Origin of the sequence: Thermoactinospora rubra, from assembly GCF_002093975.1 — a bacterium.
Taxonomy (GTDB): Bacteria; Actinomycetota; Actinomycetes; order Streptosporangiales; family Streptosporangiaceae; genus Nonomuraea; species Nonomuraea rubra_A.
This window is the reverse complement of the sequence record NZ_KZ084325.1, coordinates 68,619-92,056: the sequence shown is the minus strand read 5'-3', so window position 1 is coordinate 92,056 and position 23,438 is coordinate 68,619. Positions and strand designations below refer to the sequence as shown.

Sequence of the window (23,438 nt, the reverse complement as noted above, 5' to 3'; positions counted from 1 at the left end):
GCCGGTCACGCGGCATCGAGGCCCCGCACCCGCACAGGTGCGGGGCCTCGTCGCGTCACCGCACGGCGCGGGATTGAGTACCCCCTTACTCATGCGCTGTCTCCTCGCCACCCCTAGCGTCAGGCGCGGGTGGAGAGGAGACAGCGCATGCGGCTTGCGTCAGCGCCCCGGATCCCGGCGGCCGTGACAGCGCTCAAGCCAGCGCTCAAGACGGTGCTCATAACAGCGCTCATCGCGGTGCCCGGCCTCGCCGGGCCGGTCGCCGCGCAGGCCGACCCGCCGCCGGCGCTGACGATCACCCCCGACAGCGGCCCGGCGGGCACCGAGGTCACCTTGACGTCGGCGCTGACCTGCCCGGCCGACGACGGGCCCGGAGCGTCCCCGTCCGGCGGGCCGTACGGGATCGCCTGGCTCGGCGGGCCCATCGACGACACCGCGCGGAAGACGGCGGACGACGGCCTGTCCACCACCGCCGTGATCCCGCAGGCGACGCCGGGCGAGTACGAGATCTGGGCCCAGTGCCTCTACTCCGGCGCGCGAACCGCCACCGCGACCTACACCGTCGAAGAACCGCAGGCGCCGTCGATCCTGCAGGCCTCCCTCCAGCCCGCCTCGGCCCGCCCGGGACGCACCGTCGCCCTCACCGTCACCGGCCTGTTCTGCGAAGGCGCCCCCGGCGGTGCCTACCAGCTGTCCTGGGGCGACGCCCACGAGTCCGAGCCGCTCAACGCCTCGCAAAGCGACTTCACCGCCGACGTCACCGTGCCCGACGACCTCCCCCTGGGCCCGCTGACGGTCACGCTGAGCTGCTACGAGGACGTCACCGTCAACGACGACATGCCGTTCGAGGTGCTCCCGGCAGCCACGGCGGGCCCGAGGCGGCCGCCCCGGAGGACGACGCCCCCGCCGTCGGCGCCCGCCGAGACTCCGACCGGCGACACCGGCGACACCGCCGCCCTCGTGGACCCGGGGGACTCCGCAGGCTCCGAGGAGGGCCTGACGGTGACGCTCACCGGCCTCACGCCGCTGCTCGGCCTGGCGGCGCTCGGGGCCCTGGCCGTCCTGCTGGCCAAAAGACGCTCCCCGTCCCGGCAGCGCCCCTCGGGCGGCCTGCGGTACGTGCTCCACCCCGATCCAGGCCGGCAGACCGTCCGAGAGAGGCGCCGATGAGCCAGACCCTCGCCACCAGCCCGGCCACCGCCGCCGACCTGCTGCTGTACGGCGGAGCGGCGACGGCGGCCGCCCACCTCCAGCAGGCCCTCCTGGACGGCGGCGTGCTGGCCGGGGCCGTCCCGCAGAGCATGACCGGCGACGGCTTCGCCGGCCAGATAGCGCAGGCCGCCATGGACCTGCTCGGCACGGTCAGCCTCGGCGACGTCCTCGTGGGCGCGTGGCACTCTCATCGCGAGCTCCGCGAGGCCGGGCAGCGCACGCACCCCACCGGCCGGGAGATCGTCACCCTCCTCCCGCACGACGTCGCCTCCGAGCACGCCCCCTCGGTGGAGGCGCTGCTGAACGGCCGCCGCTTCCTGCGGGTGGAGTGCGCCGTGAAGCTGTTCGTCGGCGTCGGCACGGTGCAGGCCGAGGTGGCCGACGGCCGGCTCGTCAGCGTGGGCGCCGGGCAGGGCCTGGCCGGGGTGACCTACGGCCTGCGCTCGATCGAGATCAACGGGACGGTGACGCGGCTCCACCACGTGGAGGTGACCAGCCAGTACCAGACGGACGTGCACTGGCCCATGCGGACCTTCGACCCGGGCTTCGTCCTCCACCGCGAGGCCGCCGGCGAGTCGGCGAGGGGCGCGGCCAGCTAGGGTTGCCGCGTGCCGCACATCGAACGCGCCCGCCCCGGTGACGCCGGGGAGATCCTCACGCTGACCCGCGCCGCCTACGTCACCGAGGCCCAGCTGTACGGCGACCCGTTCATCCCGCCCCTGGTGGAGTCGGTCGACCAGGTCCGCGCCGCCATCGAGACGGGCACCGTGCTCAAGGCGGTCGAGGGGCACCGGATCGTGGGCGCGGTGCGCGGCAAGCTGTCGGGCACCACCTGCCTGGTGGGCCGGCTCGTCGTCGCGCCCGACGTCCAGGGACGCGGCGTCGGCACGGCCCTGCTCGCCGCCCTCCACGAGAGCCTGCCGCAGGCCGAGGCGTTCGACCTGTTCACCGGCCACCTGTCGGAGGGCAACCTGCGGCTGTACCGCAGGCTCGGCTACGTGGAGACCCACCGCGAACGCATGGACGACCACCTGACCATGATCCACATGAGGCGTCAGAACGGCGCCTCCAGCGGCACCTGACGCACCGCCGGCAGGTAGGGGTCCAGCTCGCCCACCTCGAAGCGGCACATGCCCACGGCGTGCCAGAACTGCCCGGCGACCTCGCCCTCGTGCTTGTAGCGGCCGTCGGGGGCCAGCGCCGCCCACCCCTCCGGCAGGCCGAGCAGCGTGCACCGGACGGCGGGCGTCCCGCCCACGGTCCACAGCATGACCGTGCCGTCGTCGGCCGAGGTCGCCAGCAGGTCGCCGGAGGGGGAGAAGGCGACCGAGGAGACCCGGCGGGAGTGGCCGGCGAGGGTGTGCAGCAGCCTGCCGCTGGACAGGTCCCACAGGCGCACGTCCAGGTCGTCGCCGCCGGTGGCCAGCACCGTGCCGGACGGGTCGAACGCGGCCGTCCACAGCCTCCCGGGGTGGCGCAAGACGTGCACGGGCTCGCCGTCCCGCCACACGATGGCCAGGCCGTCGTTGCCGGCGCTGGCCAGCAGCTCGCCGGAGAGGTCGAACAGCACCGCGTAGACGCGGTCGGTGTGCCGGTCCAGCGTCCGCAGCAGCTCGCCGGAGTCGACGTCCCAGATCCGCACGCGCCGGTCGTCGCAGCCGGTGGCGATGGCCGAGCCGTCCGGGCTGAACGCGATCGAGCGGACCCGGCCCCGGTGGTCGGCCAGGTTGGCGACCACGCCGCCGGTCGAGCGGTACCAGACCCGGACGCTGTCGTCGTCGTTGGCGGTGGCCAGGCGCCGGCCGTCGGGGCTGAACGCCTCGGCCCACACGTGCTCGGTCTCGGCGTTCAGCTCGCGCTCGTAGTCGCCGGTGGCGCCGTTCCACAGGTGCACGCCGCCGTCGTTGCTGGAGGTGGCCAGGGTGGTGCCGACGGGGGAGAAGACGGCTGAGATCAGCCGGTCGGCCAGGCCGTGGAACTCGCGCAGCCGCCGCCCGGTGACCGGGTCCCAGATGCGGACCACGCCGTCGTTGCCGCTGGTGGCCAGCATCGTGCCGTCGGCGCTGAAGCGGGCGGAGGTGATGCGGCGGCCGTGGCCGCGCAGCACCCGCTGGCAGCGGCCGGTGGCCGGGTCCCACAGCCGGGTGGTGCCGTCGTTGCTGCTGGTGGCCAGCTGGCCGCCGTCGGGCCGGAACGCGAACGGCCACACCGCGCCCCGGTGGCCGGCCAGGTCCCGCCGCTCGCCGCCGGTGTGCAGCTGGATGGCGCCCTCGGAGTCGCCGGAGGCCAGGCTCGTGCCCGAGGGGCTGAAGGCCACCTGGTAGACGGCGCCGCGGTGGGTGGCGGCCACGCCCAGCGCCTCGCCGGTGGCCGGGACCCACAGCCGTACCGCGCCGTCGGTGTCGCCGGTGGCCAGCAGGCTGCCGTCGGGGGAGAAGGTCAGGCAGTAGACGCGGCCGGTGTGGCCGGCCATGGTGTGCAGCAGCTCGCCGGTGGCGCGGTGCCAGATCCTGACGACGCCGTCGCGGTCGCCGGCGGCCAGCAGGTCGCCGTGGACGGCCACCCGGTAGACGGCGCCGCCGTGGTCGTCGATGACGCGCCGGCATTCGCCGCTGCCCAGGTCCCACAGGCGGATGCGGGCGGCGCCGTCGCCGGTGACGAGCAGCCCGCCGGAGAACGTCGCGGTGTAGACGGGCGCCTGGTGCCCGCCCAGCTCGCGCAGCACCGATCCGGAGCGGGTGTCCCAGACGCGCACGATCCCGTCGGCGCCGCCGGCCGCGACCATCGTGCCGTCGGGGCTGAACAGCACCGGCCACACCCCGTCGGGATGGCCCTGGAGCACGTGGCGGAGCTCGCCGCAGGCCGGGTCCCACAGCCGGACCGTGCCGTCGCCGCCGCCGGTGGCCAGCAGCCCGTCGCAGAACGCGACCGCGTAGACGCGGCCGCGGTGACCCTGCAGCGTGCGGATGGGCAGGCCGCTGTCGCCGTCGCACAGCACCACGCCGCCGTCCTCGCCGCCGATGGCCAGCAGCGCCCCGTCGCGGCTGTAGGCGACCGGCTGGGGCAGGCGGGCGGTCTGGAAGTGGTAGCCGTACGGCACGCCCAGCGCGGCGGGCGCGAGCTGGGTCTCGATCGGCTGGCCGGGCACCACCGCGGCGCCGCGCAGCGGCGGCAGCGTGCCGCGCACGTCGATCAGCGCGGCCCGGTTCCACGTGCTGCCCTCGAAGACCGCGTCGGACAGGTCGGCGCGGGCCAGCCGCGCCTTGGAGAAGTCCGCGCCGCGCAGGTCGGCGCCCGCCAGCCTGGCCTCGTCCAGCCGGGCGTCGACGAGCCTGGCGTCGCGCAGGATCGCCCGGGACAGGTCGGCGCCCACGAGCGTGGCGCCCGTCAGGTTCACGCCGGTGAGGTCGGCGTCCGACAGGTCGCGCCCCGACAGGTCCTCCCCGCGCAGGTCGGCGCCGCGCAGGTCGGCCTGGGCCGGGATGCGCAGCCGGGCGCTGATCTTGACGGCGTTCGCCCGGGCGACGGCGTCGGCCGAGGGGTCGCCCAGCACCGCGGCGACCCACGCGCGGACGGCCTGGGCGTCGGCCAGGTCGCACAGGAACTCCACGGTCAGCGGCGAGAGCGGGCGGCGGGCCAGGGCGGAGAGGTTGCCGCGGGCGATGTGCCGGGCGACCAGCCACTCCATCACCGACAGGTGGATGAAGCCGAACATGCCCTCCTCGGTGCGCACCAGCAGGCTGCCCGAGCCCACCGCGTAGGCGGCGTGGCCGCCGGTGAGCTGCCCGTCGGCCAGGTCGGTGAGGGTCTCGGCGATCTCGGTGAGCTCCTCCAGGCTGAGCAGCGACTCGCCGGTGTCCCACAGCCGCACGGCCAGGGCGGTCACGGCCCGCCACAGCTCCTCCAGGTCCAGCGCGCGGGCGGCGCCCGGCACGCGCGCCCGCTGCGCCTCGAAGGCCAGCCAGGAGCCGAGGATCTCCTCATACAGCAGCGCCGGGCTGATGGTGTGGCGGGTGGCGGCGACGGCGCGGAGCCGGTCGACGTCGAGGTCGGCGATGAAGCTGAGCATGCGCGGGTTCTGCGCCAGGTCCAGCAGGTCCTTGATGCCCTCCAGCAGCGCCATGCGCGCCCCGGCTTCTTGCTCGTCGCCGAAGCGGTTGCCGAGGTAGGCGCGGATCTGCCCGGGCGAGAAGTCCTCCAGGCCGAAGACGCGCCGCTGCGGCAGCACGCCGACCATCTCGCCGAGGGAGGTCAGCACCTGGCTGTGGGACTTGAAGTGCTGCGTACGGCTGGCCACGACGATCTTCGCCTTGTCCTGCGCGGCGGCCAGCAGCGTGGCCAGGTGGTCGGCGGCCCGGTCGTAGGTGACGCGGGTGACCAGCTCGTCGAAGCCGTCGAACAGCAGCACGATGCGGCCCTGCCGGAGCAGGTAGTGGAAGGCCTTGAGGTCGATGACCTCCTCGCCGTGGTTGGCCAGGTGGGCGGCCACCAGCCCGTCGACCGAGTGCGCCTTGTCCAGGGCGCGCAGCTCGATGAGGATCGGGATCAGGTGGGGCAGCTCGGCCGGGATGCGCCTGGCCAGCTCCCGCAGGGCGAAGGTCTTGCCCCGGCCGAAGTCGCCCAGCAGCAGCAGGAACCGGCCGTGGTCGGCGGCCAGCAGCCGCATCAGCTCGTCGGTCAGGCCCTCCTTGACCTCGTGGCCGGACCGGTCCAGCTCCCGGTAGCGCTGCGGCACGTACAGGCCGGGCGGGTAGCGGCGGTCGGAGTTGAGCCGCGCGGTCTGCTCGGCGACGTAGCCGGACAGGTCCAGCAGGCCCTGGAACTCGGTGAAGCTGCGCAGCCGCACCCCTCGGCGCATGAGGTCCTCGCGCAGCGACCGGGCCGGTGGCGGACCCTGGTAGACCAGCTCGGCGGGGATGTCGGCGGCACGGGCCTGCCGCAGGAAGGGGGTGACGCTCTCGGCCGTGGGCTCGCCCGCGAGCGCGCCGACCATGAGCTGCCGGACGAAGCCGTCCTCCGGATAGGTGATCACCAGGTGCGTGCCGTACCGCCTGATCTTGGCGCGTTCGTGCCTGGCCTCGCACACCTCGGTGATGCGGTCCAGCAGCAGTTCGGCGGGGGTCGGCTCGGGGCCGGGCAGCGGGGCCCGCGGCGCGGGCTCGGCGGGCTCGGGCGGCTGGGCCGCGAAGGTGGCGTCGGCGGCCCGCAGCCGGTGGGCGACGCGCCTGGGCTCGCCGTGGGGCGGCCAGACGGTCAGGCCGCGCGGCGTGATCTCCACGAGCTGGGCGCTTCCGGCGCGCGGGGCGGCCACCGCGCCCGGGCCCGCCTCGCCCTGCCCGTGCAGCAGGAGGTTCAGGCGGCGGCTCAGCAGCCGGTGGAAGGCCGCCGAGTCCTCCAGCGCGGCCGGCGGGTGGCCGGCGACGCCGATCCTGAGCCAGCCGCGCTCCTCGTAGGCGCGCAGCCGCTCGGCGAACCAGGACGACTGCCGGTCGCCGAGCAGCGCGTAGTCGTGCTTGTCCAGGTGGCTCATCGCCATCGTGGAGTTGAGCCCGGCGACCACGACCCGCAGGTCGGGCAGCTCGAACAGGGTCCACGGCTGCCCGCCGTCGAACACCCGGTCGTCCAGCCCCTGGTAAAGCTCGGCGAACATGCCCGCGAAGTGCTGCCATTTGGGCCAGTAGGGCGGCTCGGGCTGCTCGTCGGCCGCCTCGCAGGTCAGGAAGTAGGCGCTGGCCATGGCCTTGGTGACGTCGCGCGGGCCCGGCACGACGACCACGCGCTGCGGCTCCAGCCCCACCAGCAGCCGCAGGTCGGTCAGCAGCCGCAGGGCCTTGCCGAACTGCCCCAGGCTGCCGGACTCGGTGAGGTCGCCGCTGACCACCAGCAGGTCGGGACGGCGCGCTCCCGCGTCGTACATGACCGACAGGTCGGCGGCGATCGCGGCGTGCACGTCCTCGGGCGTGAACGGCTCGCCGGCCTCCGGCAGCGCCCGCCCGAAGCGCGGCCCGCCGACGTGCAGGATCGACAGCGCCTCCCGGCGCCGGCCGTCGGCGGCCAGCGGGAAGCGCGGCCGGGTCAGGGGCGCGCGGCGGTGCCGGGCGGCCGGCGCCGGGAGGGCGACCGGGGCGGCGGGCGGCGGCACGGCCGAGCCGCCCGGGAAGGCGGGCGGCTCGTGCGGCTTGGCCCGTCCGGCCATCGCCTCCCGGACGCGGGCCAGGACTAACGAGCGGATCTCCGCCTCGTCGGTGAGGCCCACCAGGTCCACCCAGGTGATCGTGGACAGCAGCCGGCCCTCCAGCGGCACGTCCTCCAGCCGGATCGGGACCAGCTTGCCCATCGGGTTGCGGGGGTCGGCCCGCAGCGCGGTCTGCCACTCCATCTTGCCGTAGGTGGAGTCGAGGTACCGGGCCGACAGCACCGCCACGACCAGCTTCGCCTCGCGCACGCCCTGGTCCATGAAGTCGATGAAGTTCGTGCCGGGCACGAAGTCCCACGCCTGGATCATCGTGCGGTAGCCGGCCTCCTCCAGCTGCCAGGCCAGCCAGGTGGCCCATGCCGTGTCGGCGGGGGAGTAGCTGACGAAGATGTCGACAGGCCTGCCGTCACGCGCCATTGGCCCAGTATCCCAGTGGTGCCGAAGATCGGCCAGGTGTGAGACCATGCGTGCTGTGCTGGGGCGGCTGGGCGTGCTCGACTGGATCAGGATCGGGCTGCTCGCCCTCGGCGTGGTCTTCGTCGCCACGGGGCTGCTGCCGCTGGAGGAGGCGGCGGCGAGCCTGCGGGCGATCGGGCCGCTGCTGGTGTTCCTGGCCGGGGTGATCGTCCTGGCCGAGCTCACCAAGGAGGCGCAGGTCTTCGACGCCATCGCGGTGCGCATGGCGGTGGCGGCCCGCGGCGACTACGTGGCGCTGTTCTTCTTCTGCACGGCTTTCGCGTCGATCGTCACGATCTTCCTCAACCTCGACACCACGGCGGTGCTGCTCACGCCGGTCATGCTGGCCCTGGCCGGCCGCGCCGGCATCGCCGCCCTGCCGCTGGCCATGACGACCATCTGGCTGGCCAACACCGCGAGCCTGCTGCTGCCGGTGTCGAACCTGACCAACCTGCTGGGCATGCAGAAGATCGGGCTGGGCAACCTGGAGTTCGCCGGGCGGATGTGGCTGCCGCAGCTGGCCTCGATCGCGGTGACGCTCGCCCTGCTGTGGGTCTTCTACTGGCGGCGGCGCCACCGGGGCGCCCCGCGGTACGAGCCGCCCGTGCCCGGCCCGATCGCCGACCGGGCGCTGTTCGGCGCCGCCTCGGCCGCGTGCGCGCTGTTCATCGCCGCCCTGCTGGCCGACGTGCCCGTCGGGGTCGCGGCGCCGGCCGCGGCGGCCATCGTGGTGGCCGCCTTCTTCCTGCGCGACCGCAAGCGGCTGAGCTGGAGCCTGATCCCCTGGCAACTGCTGATCTTCGTGACCGGCCTGTTCCTGGTCGTCCCCACGGTCTCCCGGTACGGCCTGGCGGACCTGATGAGGTGGATGCTCGGCACGGACGGCGACCCCTACCGCACGGCGGCCATGGGCGCGGCCCTGTCCAACACGATCAACAACCTGCCCGCCTACAAGGCGCTAGAGCAGGTCGTCCCCGGCAGCGCCCAGAACCAGCTGCTCGCCTTACTCATCGGCACCAACGTGGGACCGGTCGTCACGCCGTGGGCGTCGCTGGCGACGCTGCTGTGGTTCGAGTCCTGCCGCCGCCACGACGTGAAGGTGCCGATGCGCCGCTTCCTGGCCACCGGCGCGGTCCTGGCCGTGGCCGGGACGCTGGCCGCGGTCTGGGCGCTCACGCTCGGCTGAGCTCCAGCAGCGCCCCGATGACGTCGGGGTGGCCGGCCACGAAGCTGCGGTCCTCCGGCCCGCCGTCGATGTGCTCCTCGAACGGCCCGCCGTCCAGCGCCCTGACCTCCAGACCGGCCTCCTGGGCGATGAGCGCCCCGGCGGGCAGGTCGACCGCCTCGGCCCGGTAGCCGATGAACCCGTCGATGTCGCCCCTGGCCAGCATCACCCACGACAGCAGCGGCGCCCACAGCTGCAGCACCCGCCGGGCCGCGACCTCCAGCGTGCCCTTGAGCGCCCGCACGACCGGGTCGTCCCGGGCCACGGCGTGGCCCTGCGTCCAGGCCAGCAGCGGGCCGTGCGGCCAGGGCCTGGCCGGAGGCGACAGCCGTACTCCGGTGGAGCAGTAGGCGCCGCGGCCCCGCAGGGCCGACCAGGTGCGGGCGGTGACCGGGTCGTGCACCACGCCCAGCACCGGGCGGCCCCGGCGGCACAGCGCCAGGCCCACCACGTAGGCGGGCAGCCCGATGGCCACGTTGTTGGTGCCGTCGAGCGGGTCCACCAGCCAGGTCCACTCGGCCGAGGCCGACTCGCCCAGCAGCCCCGACTCCTCGGCGATCACCGCGTGCTCCGGGAAGGCGCCGGTGAGGCGTTCCAGGATCAGCTTCTCGGCGGCCAGGTCCAGGTCGGTCACCACGTCGCCGGAGCCGCCCTTGGCCCGCACGCCGAGCGGACCCCGCGTCCCGGCGCGCAGCAGCGCCCCGGCCGCCTCGGCGGCCTCCACCGCCACCCGCCGCGCCCGCTCCAGCTCCATGGCGCACCTCTCAGCTCAGCCGCGCTTCGATCAGGCTCACCGCCAGCGCGGTCTCCTCGGCGGTCAGCGGCTGCCGCGCCACGCGGTGCCGGCCGACCTCCAGCGGACCCAGCGACAGGTCACGCCCGCCGGGCGTGCCGCTGCCGTAGGCGACCGTGGCCGCCTCGCCGTCCTCGGCGACCACGCTGCTGTGGAAGCGCCCGGCGGCCAGCGTGTAGGTGTCGCCGGGGCCGAAGACCTCCACCAGGCCGGTGCGGTGCCGCACGGTGCGGGGCGTCGGCTCGATGAGGTCCCCGTCGGGGCCGCTGACCACCTCGAACACGCGGTGCGTGGCGTCGGCCCCGGCGTCCTCCACGGTGACGTGGACGTTGCGCATCTGCCCGTACAGGACGTGGCTGACCAGGTCCCAGCTGTGGCAGTGGATCTGGGAGGTGGTGGCGGAGGCGGCGGCCAGCGCCCCCGACCACAGGTGCAGGCAGACGCCCCGGCCGCCGTCGCGCGCCAGCGGGAAGCAGACGAAGCCGAGCGGGTGGCGCACCGCCCGCACCTGCCGCAGCCGCTTCAGGTCAACCGATGTCATAGGGGTCCTTGGCGCGCAGGGCCTTGCGGGCGATGGCCACCACGTCGCGCTCGTCGTAGGACTTGGGCAGCGGCACGCCGATGCGCTCGAACAGCTCCTGCACCTCCTCCACGGTCGGCTCGTCGCTGAGCCAGGCCGTCTTGTAGGCCTCCAGCGGCACCGGCCGCGCCTGCTCCAGGCTCAGGCGAAGCTCGGTCTTGGCGCTCTCGTAGAAGAAGGTGCCCGACAGCGCGGTCATCGCCCGGTTGGGGTCCTCGACGGTCATGACCATGCGGCTGTCGGACAGGTCCCAGCGGAAGGTCGTCATGGCGGCCGACAGGCCGACGCGGATGTCGAGCAGGCTGTAGCGCTGGCGGTACCAGAAGGCGGCCAGGATCGTGGCGTAGGACTCCTTGCGCGCCCGGTCGGCCGACCAGCGTTCCCCGGTGCCGTCGGGCTGGTCCGACAGCGAGCGGCGGTAGTGCGCGTAGGCCTCGCACACCTCCGGGTTCGCCGGGTCGATGATCTCGATGCGGAAGGTCAGGTCCCGCTTGTCGCGGCGCGCCGCCGCCACGCACTGGGGCAGCGTGACGGCCCGGATGTAGGTGCCGGTGCCGCCCTTGAAGCTCCACGTGGAGGTCTCCCGGCGGGCCTCGGCGAGGGCCTGGGCGATCTCCCTGGAGCTGGCCAGGATGCGCACCAGCTGGAGCTGGTCCAGCGCCCTGCGGGTGCCGTCGACCAGCGACTCGATCTCCTCCAGCCGCGCCAGCCGTACCGGGAGCTGGGATAACGCCCCGGACGTGATGGTCTCCTCCACCGGCGCCTGGCGCACGCGGTCGCGCAGCAGCGCCGTCGCCACCAGCGCCAGGATCACCAGGGTGGCCGCGCTGACCAGCTGGTTCTGCACCTGTGCGCCGTTGCGGCCGAACAGCTCGTCCGGCAGGATGCCCAGCACGCCGACGAGGACCGCCAGGCCCAGGGCGATGGCGCCGTCGGCGTTCTGCGCCGCCCACGGGGCGGCCCGCTTCACCGCCGCGATGAATCGCCTCATCTCGCTCCCCATCGTAACGATCGGGTCATGACCCTGTCAGGAGCCGTATGCTGGCGACCGTGCTGAAGGTGGGGCTGACCGGCGGGATCGGGTCGGGCAAGAGCGAGGTGTCCAGGCGGCTGGACGAGCTGGGCGCGGTCGTGATCGACGCCGACAAGATCGCCCGCGAGGTGGTGGAGCCCGGCACCGAGGGGCTGGCCAGGGTCGTGGCGGCCTTCGGCGAGGGGGTGCTGCGCGAGGACGGCACGCTGAACCGGGAGAAGCTCGGCTCGATCGTGTTCAACGACCCCGACAAGCTCGCCACGCTCAACGGCATCGTCCACCCGCTGGTCGGCGAGCGCGTGGCCGAGCTGCAGAGCCAGGCGGCCGGCGACGCGATCGTGGTCTACGACGTGCCGCTGCTGGCCGAGAACAAGCTGGCGCCCATGTACGACGTGGTGATCGTCGTGGACGCCGGCGACGAGACGCGGATCCGGCGGCTGCGCGAGCACCGGGGCATGGCGGAGGCCGAGGCGCGCTCGCGCATGGCCGCCCAGGCCTCGCGCGAGGAACGGCTGGCGGTCGCCGACATCGTGATCGTCAACGAGGACACGCTGGAGGAGCTGGACGCCCGCGTCCGCGAGGTGTGGGAGGAGCTGACGGCCCGCGTCCCCGGATGATCGCCGCGAACCTCGTCGTCCCGGCGCCCTCCCCGCTCATCGGGATGGCGCCGGGACGACGCCTGCCGTACCGGCCGGCTAGAACCAGCCGCGGTGGCGCGCCATGGCCTCCAGGCCGCGCTGCAGCGCCTGGTCGGCCGAGCCGGGCGGATCGGTGTAGCGGACCGTGAAGCGGTTGTAGGCGTCCTGGCCGGAGGTCAGGAAGCCGCCGCGCTTGTCGGCCTCCAGGATGACGTCCATCTGCGAGGGACCGGCGATGAAGGTCAGCTCCAGCTCGTTGAAGTAGCGGCGCCACTGGCCGCCCGCGTAGTACTCGATCTCCTGGAAGAACGGCATCGTCGAGCCGTACAGCGTGCCGCGCTCCAGGTCGGCCTTCTTGAACTGGAAGCCCATGCGGTCCAGCGCGGCGATGATGTACTCCTGCGCGGGCAGCGGGTTGACGAACAGCGGGTCCAGGTCGCCCTTGTCCAGCGCCCCGGCCAGGGCCAGCTCGGTCTGCACGCCGAGCTTCATGCCGTGCAGCGGGTGGCCGCCGATGGCGCTGATCGGCGTCTCCCACGGGATCGGGATCTCGAACGGCTGGCTGTGCGCGGCGCCCGCGGCCAGCTGGAACGCCCCGGCCACCTGCTGGTGCAGGAAGCTGTAGGTGCTGCGGTACTCGTTGTCGCCGCTTTCGACCTCCACCACGGCCGTCAGGTCGATGAAGATGCCCTCGACCTTGTAGTCCGAGCCGCCGCCGCGGAAGTTGACGGTGCCGCGCAGCAGCTCGCCGGGCCGGACGCTGGTGGAGTGCAGGACGGTGTCGACCTCGACGCCCGCGCCGAACGCGGCCATCAGCTTGCGAAAGACCATGGGTTTCTCCTAGGTGGCTTGGTTCCCGTTGGCGGACAGCCTCGGGAGCAGCTGCGCGAGCAGCAGGGTGGACAGGGCCGAGTCCTCCGAGCCGCCGCGCGTGCGGACGACGAGGGGCTGCGGGGCATTCTCCGCCAGCTTGGCGCCCACGTCGAGCCTGCGGCGGGCCAGCTCGTACTGCAGGACCGCGCGGTTGTCGCGGTAGGACTCCGCCAGCCGGCGCAGCGCCTTGGCCTCGTTCTCGGCGGCGGTCAGCTCGGCGCGGCCGCGCGCCTCGATCTCCCAGCGCACCCGCTGGGCCTCGGTCTCCTGCTCCTCCAGCATGCGGGCGACGTCCTTGCGCGCCTTGTTGAGCGCGGCCTTGACCTCGACGATGCGCGCGTCCCTGGTCTTCTTGGCCCGCTCGATCTCCATCTTGAGCGTGTCGATGCGGCGCTTGCGGGTCAGCTCCCACTCGCGCTCGTAGGCCGACAGCTCCTTGGCGACCTTCTCCCGGGTGGCCAGGTGCTGCTGGTATTGGTCGGGCAGTTGCACGTCGGGGATGTTGGCCCCGGTGATGCGCACGCCGTACCGGCCCAGCTGCCGGTTCAGCGCCTCCTGCATGTCGCCCACGTCCGAGCCGCGCAGGTCGTAGGCGCGCTCGGTGTGCACCCGGCGGCCGCGCTGGCGGATGGCGTCCTGCACGGCGCTGGACAGCACCAGGTCGAAGTTGCCCGCCCCGATCGTGCGGACGAACGCCACCGGGTCGACGATGCGGAACTTCAGGAAGAACTCGATCGACTTCAGCGGCACGTTCTCGGCCGTGGGGCAGGCCACGATCGGCGCGGAGTAGGGGATCTCGGTGGAGGTGTCGACCACCGCGTCCACCCGGTCCCACGGCAGCCACAGGTAGTGGCGTCCCGGCGGCAGCGTGCCGACGATGGCGCCCCACCGGCTGCGCACGCCGGTGGTGCCCTCCTCGATCTCGATGATCGCCCGGCGCCACATCCACACGAGCGCGACCGCCAGCAGCGCCACTCCGGCGACGATGCCGTACAGGGTGAGCGACCCGGCGGCGTACAGCGCCAGGAACACCAGCGCGATCCAGGCGAAGCCGCGCCGGTCCTTGGGGATGACGACCGGGACCAGCTGGCCCTGCTCGCCGCCCCGCAGCAGCTGCCGGATCTCCGACCAGGAGGCGAGAGATTCCTTGATCTTGGAGAACTCGCGGCTCATCGGGCCTCACTTCCCGGCAGCTGGTGGACGATGGTGGCCTCGGGGTCCGGCGGTTCGGCGCCGGTCTCCTCGGCCGTACGGCTGAGCAACGAAGCGATCTCGGGCGTGCGTTCCGACACGCGCCTGGCGATCTCGTCCAGCCGCCCCCGGATGGCGGCCATGTCCTCGGGGGAGAACAGGGCGGCGCCCCTGCCGCCCACGAGCTGCTGGGCCAGCGCCAGGAAGTCGATGTCGGCCTCGTCGCCGACCTGCACCACCTGAGGCAGGCGGGCGGCGACGGACTCCAGCTTGTCCAGCAGGTCCTGCTGGAAGCGGTAGTCGAGGATCTCCGGCGCCTCGGCCGCGCTCAGCGCCCGGATGTCCAGCGCCTGGGCCTCCAGGAGGGCGGCGTTGGCCTTGGCGGTGGACTCGGCCTCCACCAGGCGCTGCCGGGCCAGGGCCGTGGCCTGGTGGGTCTGGCGTTCCAGTGCGGTGTCCATGCGGGCCTGGTAGGCGGCGATCTCGGCCTGGATGGCGCTGAGCTCCTCCTGCAGCCCGGCGAGCTCCTTGACCAGGTCGCCCTCGTTCTGCTCCTTGCGCAGCTGCAGCTCGTACTCGTAGGTGTAGGCCTCCTTGGCCACGCGCACCATCTCGGGCGCGGCCAGGTCCATGCGGTACTCCTGGCTGGAGGGCTCGGCGTGGGTGATGTTGACGTCGGTGAGCCGTACGGCGGGCAGGAACTGCTGGTTGAGCGACTCCAGCATGCCCTGGGTGCTCTCGCCGACCAGGTCGTAGATCTCCTCGGCGCGCTGGGCGTAGATGAGGCTGCGCGTCACCTCGCTGATGGCGTTCTGCAGCTTGGAGGAAAAGCCGCTGACCGAGCCGAGCACGAAGATGAACTCGGCGGGGTTCTCGATGCGGAACTGCAGGAACAGGTCGACGCTGGCCTTGACGCCCTGCTGGGTGGGCGCCTCGCGGATGGGCGCGTTGAAGGGGTACTCGCGCGTGGTGTTGACGATGTAGCTGACGCGCTTCCAGGGGTTGAACAGCGTCACCCGGCCCGGCTCGGCGATCTGGACGAGCTTGCCGAACTTGGTGATCAGCGCCTTGCAGCCGTCGGGCACCATGACCACGCTGCGCCGCCACCACAAGAACGCCGCCGCCAGCACCAGCACCGCCCAGTAGTGCGGGCCGAACAGCACGTCGACGTACGGCAGGACGCCGCCGAGCGCCCCGACCAGGCCGAGCGCGACGAGCACGACGAGCGGGACGAGCACCTTGGCGGTGCTGCCCTTGGGGATCACCACGGGCGAGATGACGTGCATGCCGTCCTTGGCGAAGCTGCGGCTGAGCACCTCGCCCGCCTCGCTGAGCGAGACGGTCCGAGCCTCGATGAGGGTGCCGACGGACAGGCCGGAATCGCGGGCGGCGGCGAAGTCGTGGGGGTTGAGCGCGAAGCCGGGCCCGGCCTGCTGCAGGGCGCCGACCTCGTTCATCACCTGGCCCATGGCCTGTCCGACGGCCTGCCGCACGTCGCCGCCCTGGGCGACGGCCTGGACTATGCCCTGGCCGGCTTGGGCCAGTCGCTGTTTCGGTTGTGACATCGCGCCTCTCTTTGGGGGGCTGAATCGCCGTCAGGGCGATTCCGACCGTATCTATCCAGACTTGCTGATCGCTTGCAAGAAGATTCACGGGGCATCACAGACCTTCTGCGATATGTAGTAGATGTGCTATAAATAGAGCATGAGTGCTACATCGCTGGACACGGCGGTGATCGAGGTCCGTGATCTTCGGATGACGTACGGCCAGACCAACGTGCTCAAGGGCGTGGACTTCACCGTACGGCGGGGCGAGGTCATCGTGCTGCTCGGGCCCAACGGCGCGGGCAAGACCACCACCATCGAGATCCTCGAGGGCTTCCGCATGCGCTCCGGCGGCGAGGTCAGCGTGCTCGGGGTCGACCCCGCCCGCGGCGACGAGGCCTGGCGCGCCCGCGTGGGCGTGGTCCTGCAGTCCTGGCGGGACCACGGCAAGTGGAAGGTCCGCGACCTGCTCCACCACATGGGCCGCTACTACGAGCCCTACCGCCGGCCCCTCGACACCGACGAGCTCGTGGCCGCCGTCGGCCTGGGCGAGCACGCCGACCAGCGGATCTCCAGGCTGTCGGGCGGCCAGCGCCGCCGCCTGGACGTGGCGATCGGCATCGTGGGCCGCCCCGAGCTGCTGTTCCTGGACGAGCCCACCGCCGGGTTCGACCCGCACGCCCGGCGCGACTTCCACGACCTGATGCACCGGCTGTCGGACCTGGAGGAGACCACGATCCTGCTGACCACGCACGACCTGGACGAGGCCGAGAAGCTGGCCGACCGGATCCTCATCCTCAACCAGGGCGCGATCGTCGCCGACGGCAGCGCCGACCAGCTGGCCCGCCAGGTCGCCCGCGAGGCGCAGGTGCGCTGGAGCGTCGGCGGGGAGCACTTCGTGCACGCCACCGACGACGCCACCGGTTTCGTGCGCGGCCTGTTCGCCCAGTACGGCGAGGCCGTCCAGGACCTGGAGGTACGGCGGGCGACCCTGGAGGACACCTACATGGCCATGGTGATGAAGGAGGAGCGGTGACCAACCCCACGGCGCACGCGGCCCGGCTGGGGCTGTCCCGGGCCTGGATCGAGTTCCGGCACAGCCTGCGCGACCCCCAGGAGATGGGCTTCAACGCCTTCTTCACCGTGGCGGTGGTGGTCGTGCTGTTCTTCCAGCGCGACGGCACGGTCGAGGGCACCTCGCTGCCGCTGGCCGCCTTCACCCTGCCGAGCGTGATCGGCATGATGGCCGGATTCAACGGGCTGATCTCCACCGTCGGCACCCTGGCCGTCGAGCGGGAGGACGGCACGCTGCTGCGCTGCAAGGCGTTGCCGCACGGGATGGCCGGCTACCTGGTCGGGCGGGCGGTGGGGCTGTCGCTGAGCGGCCTGCTGAGCCTGGCGCTCATCGTGGCGGCCGGGCTGATCCTCGTGCCCTCGCTGACGGGGGCGGGCCTGGGCGGGTGGCTGTCCGTGCTGGGCTTCGTGCTGCTGGGCATGGCCGCCACCCAGCCGTGGGGCGCCATCGTCGGCTCCCTCGCCAGGAGCCCGCAGGGCGCCGCGGGGCTGACCATGCTGACCGGCGGCGTGCTCACCGCGATCTCCGGGATCTTCTACCCCATCACCGCGCTGGCCGGCTGGATGCAGGCGGTCGCGCAGGTCTTCCCGCTGTACTGGCTCGGGGCGGGCGTCCGCTCCGGCCTGCTGCCCGACTCGGCCGCCGCGGCGGAGATCGGCGGCTCGTGGCGTCCCGGCACGGCCGTGGCGGTGCTGGCGGCCTGGGCCGTCGCCGGGTTCCTGCTCGCGCCGCCCATCCTGCGGCGGATGGCGCGCCGGGAGTCCGGCTCGGCCATGCAGGCGCGGCGGGAGCGGGCGATGCAGCGCATCGGCTGAGAAGATGGGGCCTGTCATGAGCGAGACCCTGTCATGAGCGAAACGTCATGAGCGAGACCGTCTACAACCGCATCGCCCTGCTCCGCGCGGAGCGGGGCGTCACGCGCCGGCAGCTGGCCGAAGCGCTGGGCGTCCACTACCAGACGGTGGGATACCTGGAGCGCGGCGAGTACAGCCCGTCGCTGTACCTGGCGTTGCGCATCGCCGAGTACTTCGAGGTGCCGGTGGAGGTGGTCTTCTCGCTCACGCCGTTCCCGCGCATCGGGGAGCGGTCCGCCTAGCGCCGTACGGCCGGCCCGCGGAATTGTCGCCGCCAGCACCTACAGTGGGCTCTATGCGACCGGTGACAGACTTGCAGCGAAAGGTGGCGCCGTTCAAGGTCGTCACCGAGATGACGCCATCCGGCGACCAGCCCGCGGCCATCGCGGAGCTGGAGCGCCGCATCAAGGCGGGCGAGAAGGACGTCGTGCTGCTCGGCGCCACCGGCACCGGCAAGACCGCCACGATCGCCTGGCTCATCGAGCGCCTCCAGCGGCCCACGCTGGTCATGCAGCCCAACAAGACCCTGGCCGCGCAGTTCGCCAACGAGCTGCGGGAGATGATGCCGGGCAACGCGGTGGAGTATTTCGTCTCCTACTACGACTACTACCAGCCCGAGGCGTACGTCCCGCAGAGCGACACCTACATCGAGAAGGACTCCTCGATCAACGAGGAGGTCGAGCGCCTGCGCCACTCGGCGACCAACTCGCTGCTCACCCGGCGCGACACGGTCGTGGTCGCCTCGGTGTCGTGCATCTACGGCCTGGGCACCCCGCAGGAGTACGTCGACCGCATGCTCCGCCTGCGCGTGGGCGCCGAGGTCGAGCGCGACCAGCTGCTGCGCCGCCTGGTCGACATGCAGTACACCCGCAACGACCTGGCCTTCACGCGCGGCACCTTCCGCGTGCGCGGCGACACGATCGAGGTCATCCCGCAGTATGAGGAGCTCGCCGTGCGCATCGAGATGTTCGGCGACGAGATCGAGAAGCTCGCCACCCTGCACCCGCTGACCGGCGAGGTCATCACCGAGGACGAGGAGCTCTACATCTTCCCGGCCTCCCACTACGTCGCCGGCCCCGAGCGCATGGAGCGGGCCATCGCCGGCATCGAGGCCGAGCTGGCCGAACGGCTGGCCGAGCTGGAGCGGCAGGGCAAGCTGCTGGAGGCGCAGCGGCTGCGCATGCGCACCACCTACGACATCGAGATGATGCGCCAGATCGGCACCTGCTCCGGCATCGAGAACTACTCGCGCCACATCGACGGCCGCGAGCCCGGCAGCGCGCCCAACACGCTGCTCGACTACTTCCCCGAAGACTTCCTGCTGGTGCTGGACGAGTCCCACCAGACCGTGCCGCAGATCGGCGCGATGTACGAAGGCGACGCCTCCCGCAAGCGCACCCTGGTCGAGCACGGCTTCCGCCTGCCCTCGGCGATGGACAACCGGCCGCTGAAGTGGGAGGAGTTCCTGGAGCGCATCGACCAGACGGTCTACCTGTCGGCCACGCCGGGGCCGTACGAGCTCGGCCGGGTCAAGGGCGACGTCGTCGAGCAGGTCATCCGCCCCACCGGCCTGGTCGACCCCGAGGTCGTCGTCAAGCCCACCAAGGGCCAGATCGACGACCTGGTCCACGAGATCCGGGTCCGCGCCGACCGCGACGAGCGGGCCCTGGTCACCACGCTGACCAAGAAGATGGCAGAGGACCTCACCGACTACCTGCTCGACCTCGGCATCCGGGTGCGGTATCTGCACAGCGAGGTCGACACGCTGCGGCGCATCGAGCTGCTGCGGGAGCTGCGCAGCGGCGAGTTCGACGTGCTGGTCGGCATCAACCTGCTCCGGGAGGGCCTCGACCTGCCCGAGGTGTCGCTGGTGGCCATCCTCGACGCCGACAAGGAGGGCTTCCTGCGCTCGGAGACCTCGCTCATCCAGACCATCGGCCGTGCCGCGCGTCACGTCTCCGGCCAGGTGCACATGTACGCCGACACGATCACCCCGTCGATGGAGCGGGCGATCGACGAGACCAACCGGCGCCGGGCCAAGCAGATCGCCTACAACGAGGCCAACGGCATCGACCCCAAGCCGCTGCGCAAGCGCATCGCGGACATCCTCGACTCGCTGGCCCGCGAGGACGCCGACACCGACCAGCTCATGGGCAGCGGCCGCCAGCAGTCGCGCGGCAAGGCCCCGGTGCCGGGCTTCGTCGCCAAGCAGTCCGGCCAGCACGCCAAGGCGATCGCGGGCGAGCTGCCCCGGGCGCAGATGGAGTCCCTGATCGAGTCGCTGACCGAGCAGATGCACCAGGCGGCGGCGGACCTGCAGTTCGAGGTGGCGGCCCGGCTGCGTGACGAGATCAAGGAGCTCAAGCGGGAGCTGCGTGACATGCGGGAGGCGGGCGTCAAGTAACGCCGGGCAGGCCGTCTTCGCCGCGACAGCACGTCTCGATCACGCGCACCCGCTGACAGCGCGGACGCCGGCCTGGACGAAAGCCCCTGGACGGACAGGGTCCTGGCCGCCGGAAGCCGGCGGCCAGGACCCGGCGAGGACTCGGCCAGGACCCCGGCCAGGACTGCCTGGGCGATCGGCACGTGTCCCAGCGAGCTGGCCGCGGCGTGCCGCGCGAGCCAGGGCTCCCTGGGCGATCGGCACGTGTCCCCAAGGCGGGCAAGCCCTACGTCTGGATGACCGACAGGATGTTGCCCGCCGGGTCGGCGAACCAGGCGATGGGCGGCCCGGCGCCCCGCATGATGCCCTTGTCGTCCTGCTGGAAGCCCTCGTAGCGCTCGAAGCGCACCCCGCGCGCCACGAGCTCGTCCACGGCCGCGTCGATGTCGTCGACCGGGAAGTTGAGGATCGTGAACGTGGCCGGGACATGGTTGGCCTTGGGATAGACGAGGATGTCGCGATCGCCCGCGATGTGCAGGGTCAGCATCCCGTTCTCCTCCGACACGTCGATCCCGAGCGTCTGGCCGTAGAAGGCCCGCGCCGCCTCGATGTCGTCGACGGAGAAGCCGCTGAAGGCCTTGGTGGTGCGGAACATGTCAGCCTCCCATCGCCGCCCTCGCCTCTTCGCTCAGCTGGATGAGCTGCACGTAGTTGCCGTCCGGGTCGATGGCCGTGGCGAACAGGCTGCCGTCGCGGTCCTCCAGCTCGGCCAGCCACGGCGTGCCCAGGCCGTTCAGCCGCTCCACGGCCGCGCGGGCGTCCTCGACGTCGAAGTTGAAGATGACGCGGCCCGGCTCGGGATTCTTGTCGCCGATGTCGGAGCGGCTGTCGATCACGAGCGAGAAGTCGCCGTAGGTCAGGATCCGGTAGCCCTGGACCTCGGCGTGGCTGTCGGGCTCGAAGGCCGCCCGGTACCAGGCGTCCAGGCGCCCGGGGTCGGTGCTGGCGAGCAGGACGCCGGCCAGGTTGTGCTTCTTCATGAGGATTCCTCCTTGGACTGTCACACAGGACAGACCATCCGGCGGGGCGAAACTCATCGGCCGCGCCGGTCACCCGACCCGCGCCTCGCGGCGCAGCAGCGCGGCCAGCGCCTCCGGATCCGCGCCCGGCACCCCCTTGGCGGCGAACCACGTGGCCACGTTGCGCGCGTCCCGGTCGAGGAACTCCGGCCCGGCCGGGTGCGCGATGACGTCGACGATCTGCGGCAGGTCGATGACGACGAGCCGGCCATCGTGCACCAGGAGGTTGTAGGCCGACAGGTCGCCGTGCGCCAGGCCCTCCTGCGCCAGCCGTACCATGACCTCCACCAGCTGCTCCCACAGCGCGTCCAGGCCCTCGGAGACGGCGGCCAGGCGAGGGGCGGCCTGCCCGTCGGCGGTGCCGACGAACTCCTGCAGCACCTCGGTGCCCAGGATCTGCACCGGGTACGGCACGGGCAGCCCCAGCTCGAACAGCCGGCACAGCGCCTCGAACTCCGCACGGGCCCACTGCCCGGCGATCAGCTCCCTGCCGAAGGCCGTGCGCTTGGCCATGGCGCGGTTCATGCGGCTCTCGCGGACCCGGCGGCCCTCCAGGTAGCCGGTGTCGCGGTGGAACATCCGGTTCTCGGCCGAGCGGTACCGCTTGGCGGCCAGCAGGCACGTCCGGTCGGTGCCGGGCACGCCGCGGGAGATCAGGTGGACGTCGGCCTCCTTGCCGGTCTTGAGCACGCCCAGCTCGGTGTCGACGGCGGCCAGCTCGGTCACCAGCCATCCGGGATGGGGCCGGGGGCCGCGCTCGGTCGGGGTGCTCTGGTCCCAGGTGGACCAGCGGTCGCCGGCGGGCGGGCCGTCGTCGGGGAAGTCGGCGGCGGTGAACCGGGGTGTGCGCTCGAGCCATTCGAGGTCGTCGGCGTCGAGGCGGCGCCTGCCACGGGACCTGCCAGAGGAGTGATCGCGCTTGGGCACGGTGATGGGTCTCCCTCAAGGGTGGCCCCACCGGCCGGCGACGGTCAGGGCGGCCAGGTCGGCGGCCGGCCGGCGGGGAAGGAATCAGGACGCGGTGAAGGCACGCGGACAGTCGTCGTCACGGTCTCATCCTCCTTCCCGGGTCGCGCTACACGATCAGCTCAGGCGAGTGTGCCGGGCGAAATGCGGTGGCGCAACCGGTTTCGCGCGGCTACGGTGCGCCTCGTGCGCAGGTGCGGAGATTGCGGCTACTTCGAGCCGGCGGGCGCGCCGGCGTGCGCCAGGTGCGCGGCGCTGGTGGACGAGATCGTCGAGACCGGCTGGCGCGCCTTCGTCGAGCGCGACTTCCCCGGCTTCGACGAGCGCGAGCTGGCGGAGATGGTGGCCGAGGAGCCCGACCGCCACGAGTGGCGTGTCGTCGACGCCGCCTACGACCGGCTCACCTGCCGGGAGTGCGGCGAGCGCCTCAGCAGGGGCCCCGTGGGCTGTACGGCGTGCGACCTGGCCAACGGCTTCCGCTTCTCGGCGATCGAGGTCGACCGGCCGGGGGTGCCGCCGGGCAACGAGCACGCGCTGCGCGTCAACGTCGCGGTGGTGCGCCGCCCGCACTGGGAATCGCCCGCCGAGCTGATCGCCCGCCGCCTGGCGCTGCCGATCCTGCTGGAGGGCCACCTGCCGACCACGAGGCAGGCGCAGGCCGCCAGGGCGCTGCTGCGCGACGGCGGCACCGAGGAGGACTACGCCGCCTACATCTACCGTGAGTGGGTCAACCGATAACCTCCGCGACATCGAGGTCGACGTCGACGTCGAAGCCGATGTTCGTGCGCAGGCGACCTCGATGGACGCCGGTCGGGACGTAGACCTTCATGACGGGCTCGAGCTCGAAGGTGTATGCGACCGGTGAGCCGTTCTCCTCCTCGATACGCCAGAAGTGCTTGATGGCGGCATTCGCGTATTTGATGGGCTTTGTCACCTGGTCCAGGTCTCGCGATTCATCGGAGACCACTTCGACGACGAGGTGCACGTCCTCTGGCCGGAATGACGTGATCCTCATGCTGTGCACCGCTGATCGGTTGACGACCATGACGTCCGGCTCCGGCCGCTGGCGGCGGCCGAGCGTCACTGTCATCTCGCGCACGACGAAGAGCTCAGGCGGGGGCCGGAGCCCCCATTGCCCGTCGGTGAGGCGGTTGACGACAAGCATGTGAAAAGCCGTCTGCGGCGCCCTCATGATCAGTGACCCGTCGATCAGCTCGACGTGCTTCGGCGCGTCATGGGGAAGGTGATCGAGCATGTCGGCGGTCCAGCCACCGGGAGGGCCGGGGTAGAACCACTCAGGCAACGCAGTGGTCATCATGACCTCCTCGCATGTCACGCGG

Annotated in this window: 21 protein-coding genes; 10 read left to right on the top strand and 11 right to left on the bottom strand. The window is 72.4% G+C overall.

The window, feature by feature from the left end; all coding sequences use genetic code 11:
* The first annotated feature begins 147 nt into the window (after positions 1–147).
* Genes BSB02_RS03000 through BSB02_RS02990 form a run of 3 tightly spaced genes read left to right on the top strand, consistent with a single transcriptional unit; the run spans position 148 to position 2,294 of the window.
* Positions 148–1,170 carry a hypothetical protein gene (locus tag BSB02_RS03000; RefSeq protein WP_084956491.1) on the top strand — a complete coding sequence of 341 codons (1,023 nt, stop codon included), beginning with the start codon at positions 148–150 and terminating at the stop codon, positions 1,168–1,170.
* A complete protein-coding gene (locus BSB02_RS02995) occupies positions 1,167–1,811 on the top strand; it encodes a hypothetical protein (RefSeq protein ID WP_084956489.1) in 645 nt (214 codons plus the stop codon). The genes BSB02_RS03000 and BSB02_RS02995 overlap by 4 nt, the downstream gene beginning before the upstream one ends.
* Before the next feature lie 9 nt (positions 1,812–1,820).
* A complete protein-coding gene (locus BSB02_RS02990) occupies positions 1,821–2,294 on the top strand; it encodes a GNAT family N-acetyltransferase (RefSeq protein ID WP_084956487.1) in 474 nt (157 codons plus the stop codon).
* Here the strand turns inward: BSB02_RS02990 and BSB02_RS02985 are convergent.
* On the bottom strand, positions 2,267–7,825 hold the full coding sequence (locus tag BSB02_RS02985; RefSeq protein ID WP_084956485.1) for a WD40 domain-containing protein: 5,559 nt from the start codon (positions 7,823–7,825) through the stop codon (positions 2,267–2,269). The two genes, BSB02_RS02990 and BSB02_RS02985, sit on opposite strands and share 28 nt — an antisense overlap.
* A gap of 46 nt (positions 7,826–7,871) precedes the next feature.
* Here BSB02_RS02985 and BSB02_RS02980 point away from each other — a divergent pair, with 46 nt between their 5' ends.
* The gene (locus BSB02_RS02980) at positions 7,872–9,050 is read left to right on the top strand and encodes an ArsB/NhaD family transporter (RefSeq protein ID WP_084956483.1); all 1,179 of its coding nucleotides are present in this window, start codon (positions 7,872–7,874) and stop codon (positions 9,048–9,050) included.
* Here BSB02_RS02980 and BSB02_RS02975 read toward each other — a convergent pair.
* From BSB02_RS02975 to BSB02_RS02965, 3 genes are read right to left on the bottom strand one after another with little or no spacing between them, the layout of a single operon-like run.
* The gene (locus BSB02_RS02975; protein ID WP_084956481.1) at positions 9,037–9,843 is read right to left on the bottom strand and encodes an inositol monophosphatase family protein; all 807 of its coding nucleotides are present in this window, start codon (positions 9,841–9,843) and stop codon (positions 9,037–9,039) included. The two genes, BSB02_RS02980 and BSB02_RS02975, sit on opposite strands and share 14 nt — an antisense overlap.
* 10 nt (positions 9,844–9,853) lie before the next feature.
* The gene (locus tag BSB02_RS02970) at positions 9,854–10,423 is read right to left on the bottom strand and encodes a hypothetical protein (RefSeq protein WP_084956480.1); all 570 of its coding nucleotides are present in this window, start codon (positions 10,421–10,423) and stop codon (positions 9,854–9,856) included.
* Positions 10,410–11,453: a hypothetical protein gene (locus BSB02_RS02965; protein WP_240506139.1), complete on the bottom strand. Its 1,044-nt coding sequence runs from the start codon at positions 11,451–11,453 to the stop codon at positions 10,410–10,412. The genes BSB02_RS02970 and BSB02_RS02965 overlap by 14 nt, the downstream gene beginning before the upstream one ends.
* 47 nt (positions 11,454–11,500) lie before the next feature.
* On the opposite strand from BSB02_RS02965, the gene coaE reads away from it, so the two are divergent.
* Positions 11,501–12,112, top strand: a complete 612-nt coding sequence (gene coaE / locus BSB02_RS02960) for a dephospho-CoA kinase (protein WP_240506138.1) — start codon at positions 11,501–11,503, stop codon at positions 12,110–12,112.
* Positions 12,113–12,190: 78 nt separating this feature from the next.
* Here the strand turns inward: coaE and BSB02_RS02955 are convergent, their stop codons facing one another.
* Genes BSB02_RS02955 through BSB02_RS02945 form a run of 3 tightly spaced genes read right to left on the bottom strand, consistent with a single transcriptional unit; the run spans position 12,191 to position 15,762 of the window.
* Complete coding sequence (locus tag BSB02_RS02955) at positions 12,191–12,964, bottom strand: sporulation protein (protein ID WP_084956478.1); 774 nt, start codon at positions 12,962–12,964, stop codon at positions 12,191–12,193.
* 9 nt (positions 12,965–12,973) lie between these two features.
* Positions 12,974–14,179 carry an SPFH domain-containing protein gene (locus tag BSB02_RS02950; RefSeq protein WP_084956476.1) on the bottom strand — a complete coding sequence of 402 codons (1,206 nt, stop codon included), beginning with the start codon at positions 14,177–14,179 and terminating at the stop codon, positions 12,974–12,976.
* Positions 14,176–15,762, bottom strand: a complete 1,587-nt coding sequence (locus BSB02_RS02945) for an SPFH domain-containing protein (protein ID WP_084956474.1) — start codon at positions 15,760–15,762, stop codon at positions 14,176–14,178. The genes BSB02_RS02950 and BSB02_RS02945 overlap by 4 nt, the downstream gene beginning before the upstream one ends.
* A gap of 139 nt (positions 15,763–15,901) precedes the next feature.
* Here BSB02_RS02945 and BSB02_RS02940 point away from each other — a divergent pair, with 139 nt between their 5' ends.
* From BSB02_RS02940 to uvrB, 4 genes are read left to right on the top strand one after another with little or no spacing between them, the layout of a single operon-like run.
* The gene (locus BSB02_RS02940) at positions 15,902–16,777 is read left to right on the top strand and encodes an ABC transporter ATP-binding protein (RefSeq protein WP_084956472.1); all 876 of its coding nucleotides are present in this window, start codon (positions 15,902–15,904) and stop codon (positions 16,775–16,777) included.
* Positions 16,774–17,631, top strand: coding sequence for an ABC transporter permease (locus BSB02_RS02935; protein WP_240506137.1), 858 nt, complete (start codon positions 16,774–16,776; stop codon positions 17,629–17,631). The genes BSB02_RS02940 and BSB02_RS02935 overlap by 4 nt, the downstream gene beginning before the upstream one ends.
* 47 nt (positions 17,632–17,678) lie before the next feature.
* Positions 17,679–17,912, top strand: a complete 234-nt coding sequence (locus tag BSB02_RS02930) for a helix-turn-helix transcriptional regulator (protein WP_084956469.1) — start codon at positions 17,679–17,681, stop codon at positions 17,910–17,912.
* Between the two features lie 53 nt (positions 17,913–17,965).
* Positions 17,966–20,074: an excinuclease ABC subunit UvrB gene (uvrB, locus tag BSB02_RS02925; RefSeq protein ID WP_084956467.1), complete on the top strand. Its 2,109-nt coding sequence runs from the start codon at positions 17,966–17,968 to the stop codon at positions 20,072–20,074.
* A gap of 265 nt (positions 20,075–20,339) precedes the next feature.
* On the opposite strand, the gene BSB02_RS02920 is transcribed toward uvrB, so the two are convergent.
* The 3 genes from BSB02_RS02920 to BSB02_RS02910 all read right to left on the bottom strand — a co-directional run bounded on the left by BSB02_RS02920 (position 20,340) and on the right by BSB02_RS02910 (position 22,059).
* A complete protein-coding gene (locus tag BSB02_RS02920; protein WP_084956465.1) occupies positions 20,340–20,708 on the bottom strand; it encodes a VOC family protein in 369 nt (122 codons plus the stop codon).
* A gap of 1 nt (position 20,709) precedes the next feature.
* Positions 20,710–21,093: a VOC family protein gene (locus tag BSB02_RS02915; protein ID WP_084956463.1), complete on the bottom strand. Its 384-nt coding sequence runs from the start codon at positions 21,091–21,093 to the stop codon at positions 20,710–20,712.
* 69 nt (positions 21,094–21,162) lie between these two features.
* Positions 21,163–22,059, bottom strand: a complete 897-nt coding sequence (locus BSB02_RS02910; RefSeq protein ID WP_084956461.1) for a serine protein kinase RIO — start codon at positions 22,057–22,059, stop codon at positions 21,163–21,165.
* Between the two features lie 225 nt (positions 22,060–22,284).
* Here BSB02_RS02910 and BSB02_RS02905 point away from each other — a divergent pair, with 225 nt between their 5' ends.
* Positions 22,285–22,836, top strand: coding sequence for a hypothetical protein (locus BSB02_RS02905; protein WP_240506136.1), 552 nt, complete (start codon positions 22,285–22,287; stop codon positions 22,834–22,836).
* Here the strand turns inward: BSB02_RS02905 and BSB02_RS02900 are convergent.
* Positions 22,826–23,413, bottom strand: a complete 588-nt coding sequence (locus BSB02_RS02900; RefSeq protein WP_084956948.1) for a Uma2 family endonuclease — start codon at positions 23,411–23,413, stop codon at positions 22,826–22,828. The genes BSB02_RS02905 and BSB02_RS02900 overlap by 11 nt on opposite strands.
* Between the last annotated feature and the right edge of the window lie 25 nt (positions 23,414–23,438).

Bases quoted from the DNA above. Each gene is read 5' to 3' on its own strand.
- BSB02_RS02955 (WP_084956478.1), bottom strand. From the start codon at position 12,964: ATGGTCTTTCGCAAGCTGATGGCCGCGTTCGGCGCGGGCGTCGAGGTC.
- BSB02_RS02930 (WP_084956469.1), top strand. From the start codon at position 17,679: ATGAGCGAGACCGTCTACAACCGCATCGCCCTGCTCCGCGCGGAGCGG.
- BSB02_RS02965 (WP_240506139.1), bottom strand. From the start codon at position 11,453: ATGAGGCGATTCATCGCGGCGGTGAAGCGGGCCGCCCCGTGGGCGGCG.
- coaE (WP_240506138.1), top strand. From the start codon at position 11,501: ATGCTGGCGACCGTGCTGAAGGTGGGGCTGACCGGCGGGATCGGGTCG.
- BSB02_RS02940 (WP_084956472.1), top strand. From the start codon at position 15,902: ATGAGTGCTACATCGCTGGACACGGCGGTGATCGAGGTCCGTGATCTT.
- BSB02_RS02915 (WP_084956463.1), bottom strand. From the start codon at position 21,093: ATGAAGAAGCACAACCTGGCCGGCGTCCTGCTCGCCAGCACCGACCCC.
- BSB02_RS02900 (WP_084956948.1), bottom strand. From the start codon at position 23,413: ATGACCACTGCGTTGCCTGAGTGGTTCTACCCCGGCCCTCCCGGTGGC.
- BSB02_RS02920 (WP_084956465.1), bottom strand. From the start codon at position 20,708: ATGTTCCGCACCACCAAGGCCTTCAGCGGCTTCTCCGTCGACGACATC.
- BSB02_RS02950 (WP_084956476.1), bottom strand. From the start codon at position 14,179: ATGAGCCGCGAGTTCTCCAAGATCAAGGAATCTCTCGCCTCCTGGTCG.
- uvrB (WP_084956467.1), top strand. From the start codon at position 17,966: ATGCGACCGGTGACAGACTTGCAGCGAAAGGTGGCGCCGTTCAAGGTC.
- BSB02_RS02985 (WP_084956485.1), bottom strand. From the start codon at position 7,825: ATGGCGCGTGACGGCAGGCCTGTCGACATCTTCGTCAGCTACTCCCCC.
- BSB02_RS02945 (WP_084956474.1), bottom strand. From the start codon at position 15,762: ATGTCACAACCGAAACAGCGACTGGCCCAAGCCGGCCAGGGCATAGTC.
- BSB02_RS02975 (WP_084956481.1), bottom strand. From the start codon at position 9,843: ATGGAGCTGGAGCGGGCGCGGCGGGTGGCGGTGGAGGCCGCCGAGGCG.
- BSB02_RS02980 (WP_084956483.1), top strand. From the start codon at position 7,872: ATGCGTGCTGTGCTGGGGCGGCTGGGCGTGCTCGACTGGATCAGGATC.
- BSB02_RS03000 (WP_084956491.1), top strand. From the start codon at position 148: ATGCGGCTTGCGTCAGCGCCCCGGATCCCGGCGGCCGTGACAGCGCTC.
- BSB02_RS02995 (WP_084956489.1), top strand. From the start codon at position 1,167: ATGAGCCAGACCCTCGCCACCAGCCCGGCCACCGCCGCCGACCTGCTG.
- BSB02_RS02970 (WP_084956480.1), bottom strand. From the start codon at position 10,423: ATGACATCGGTTGACCTGAAGCGGCTGCGGCAGGTGCGGGCGGTGCGC.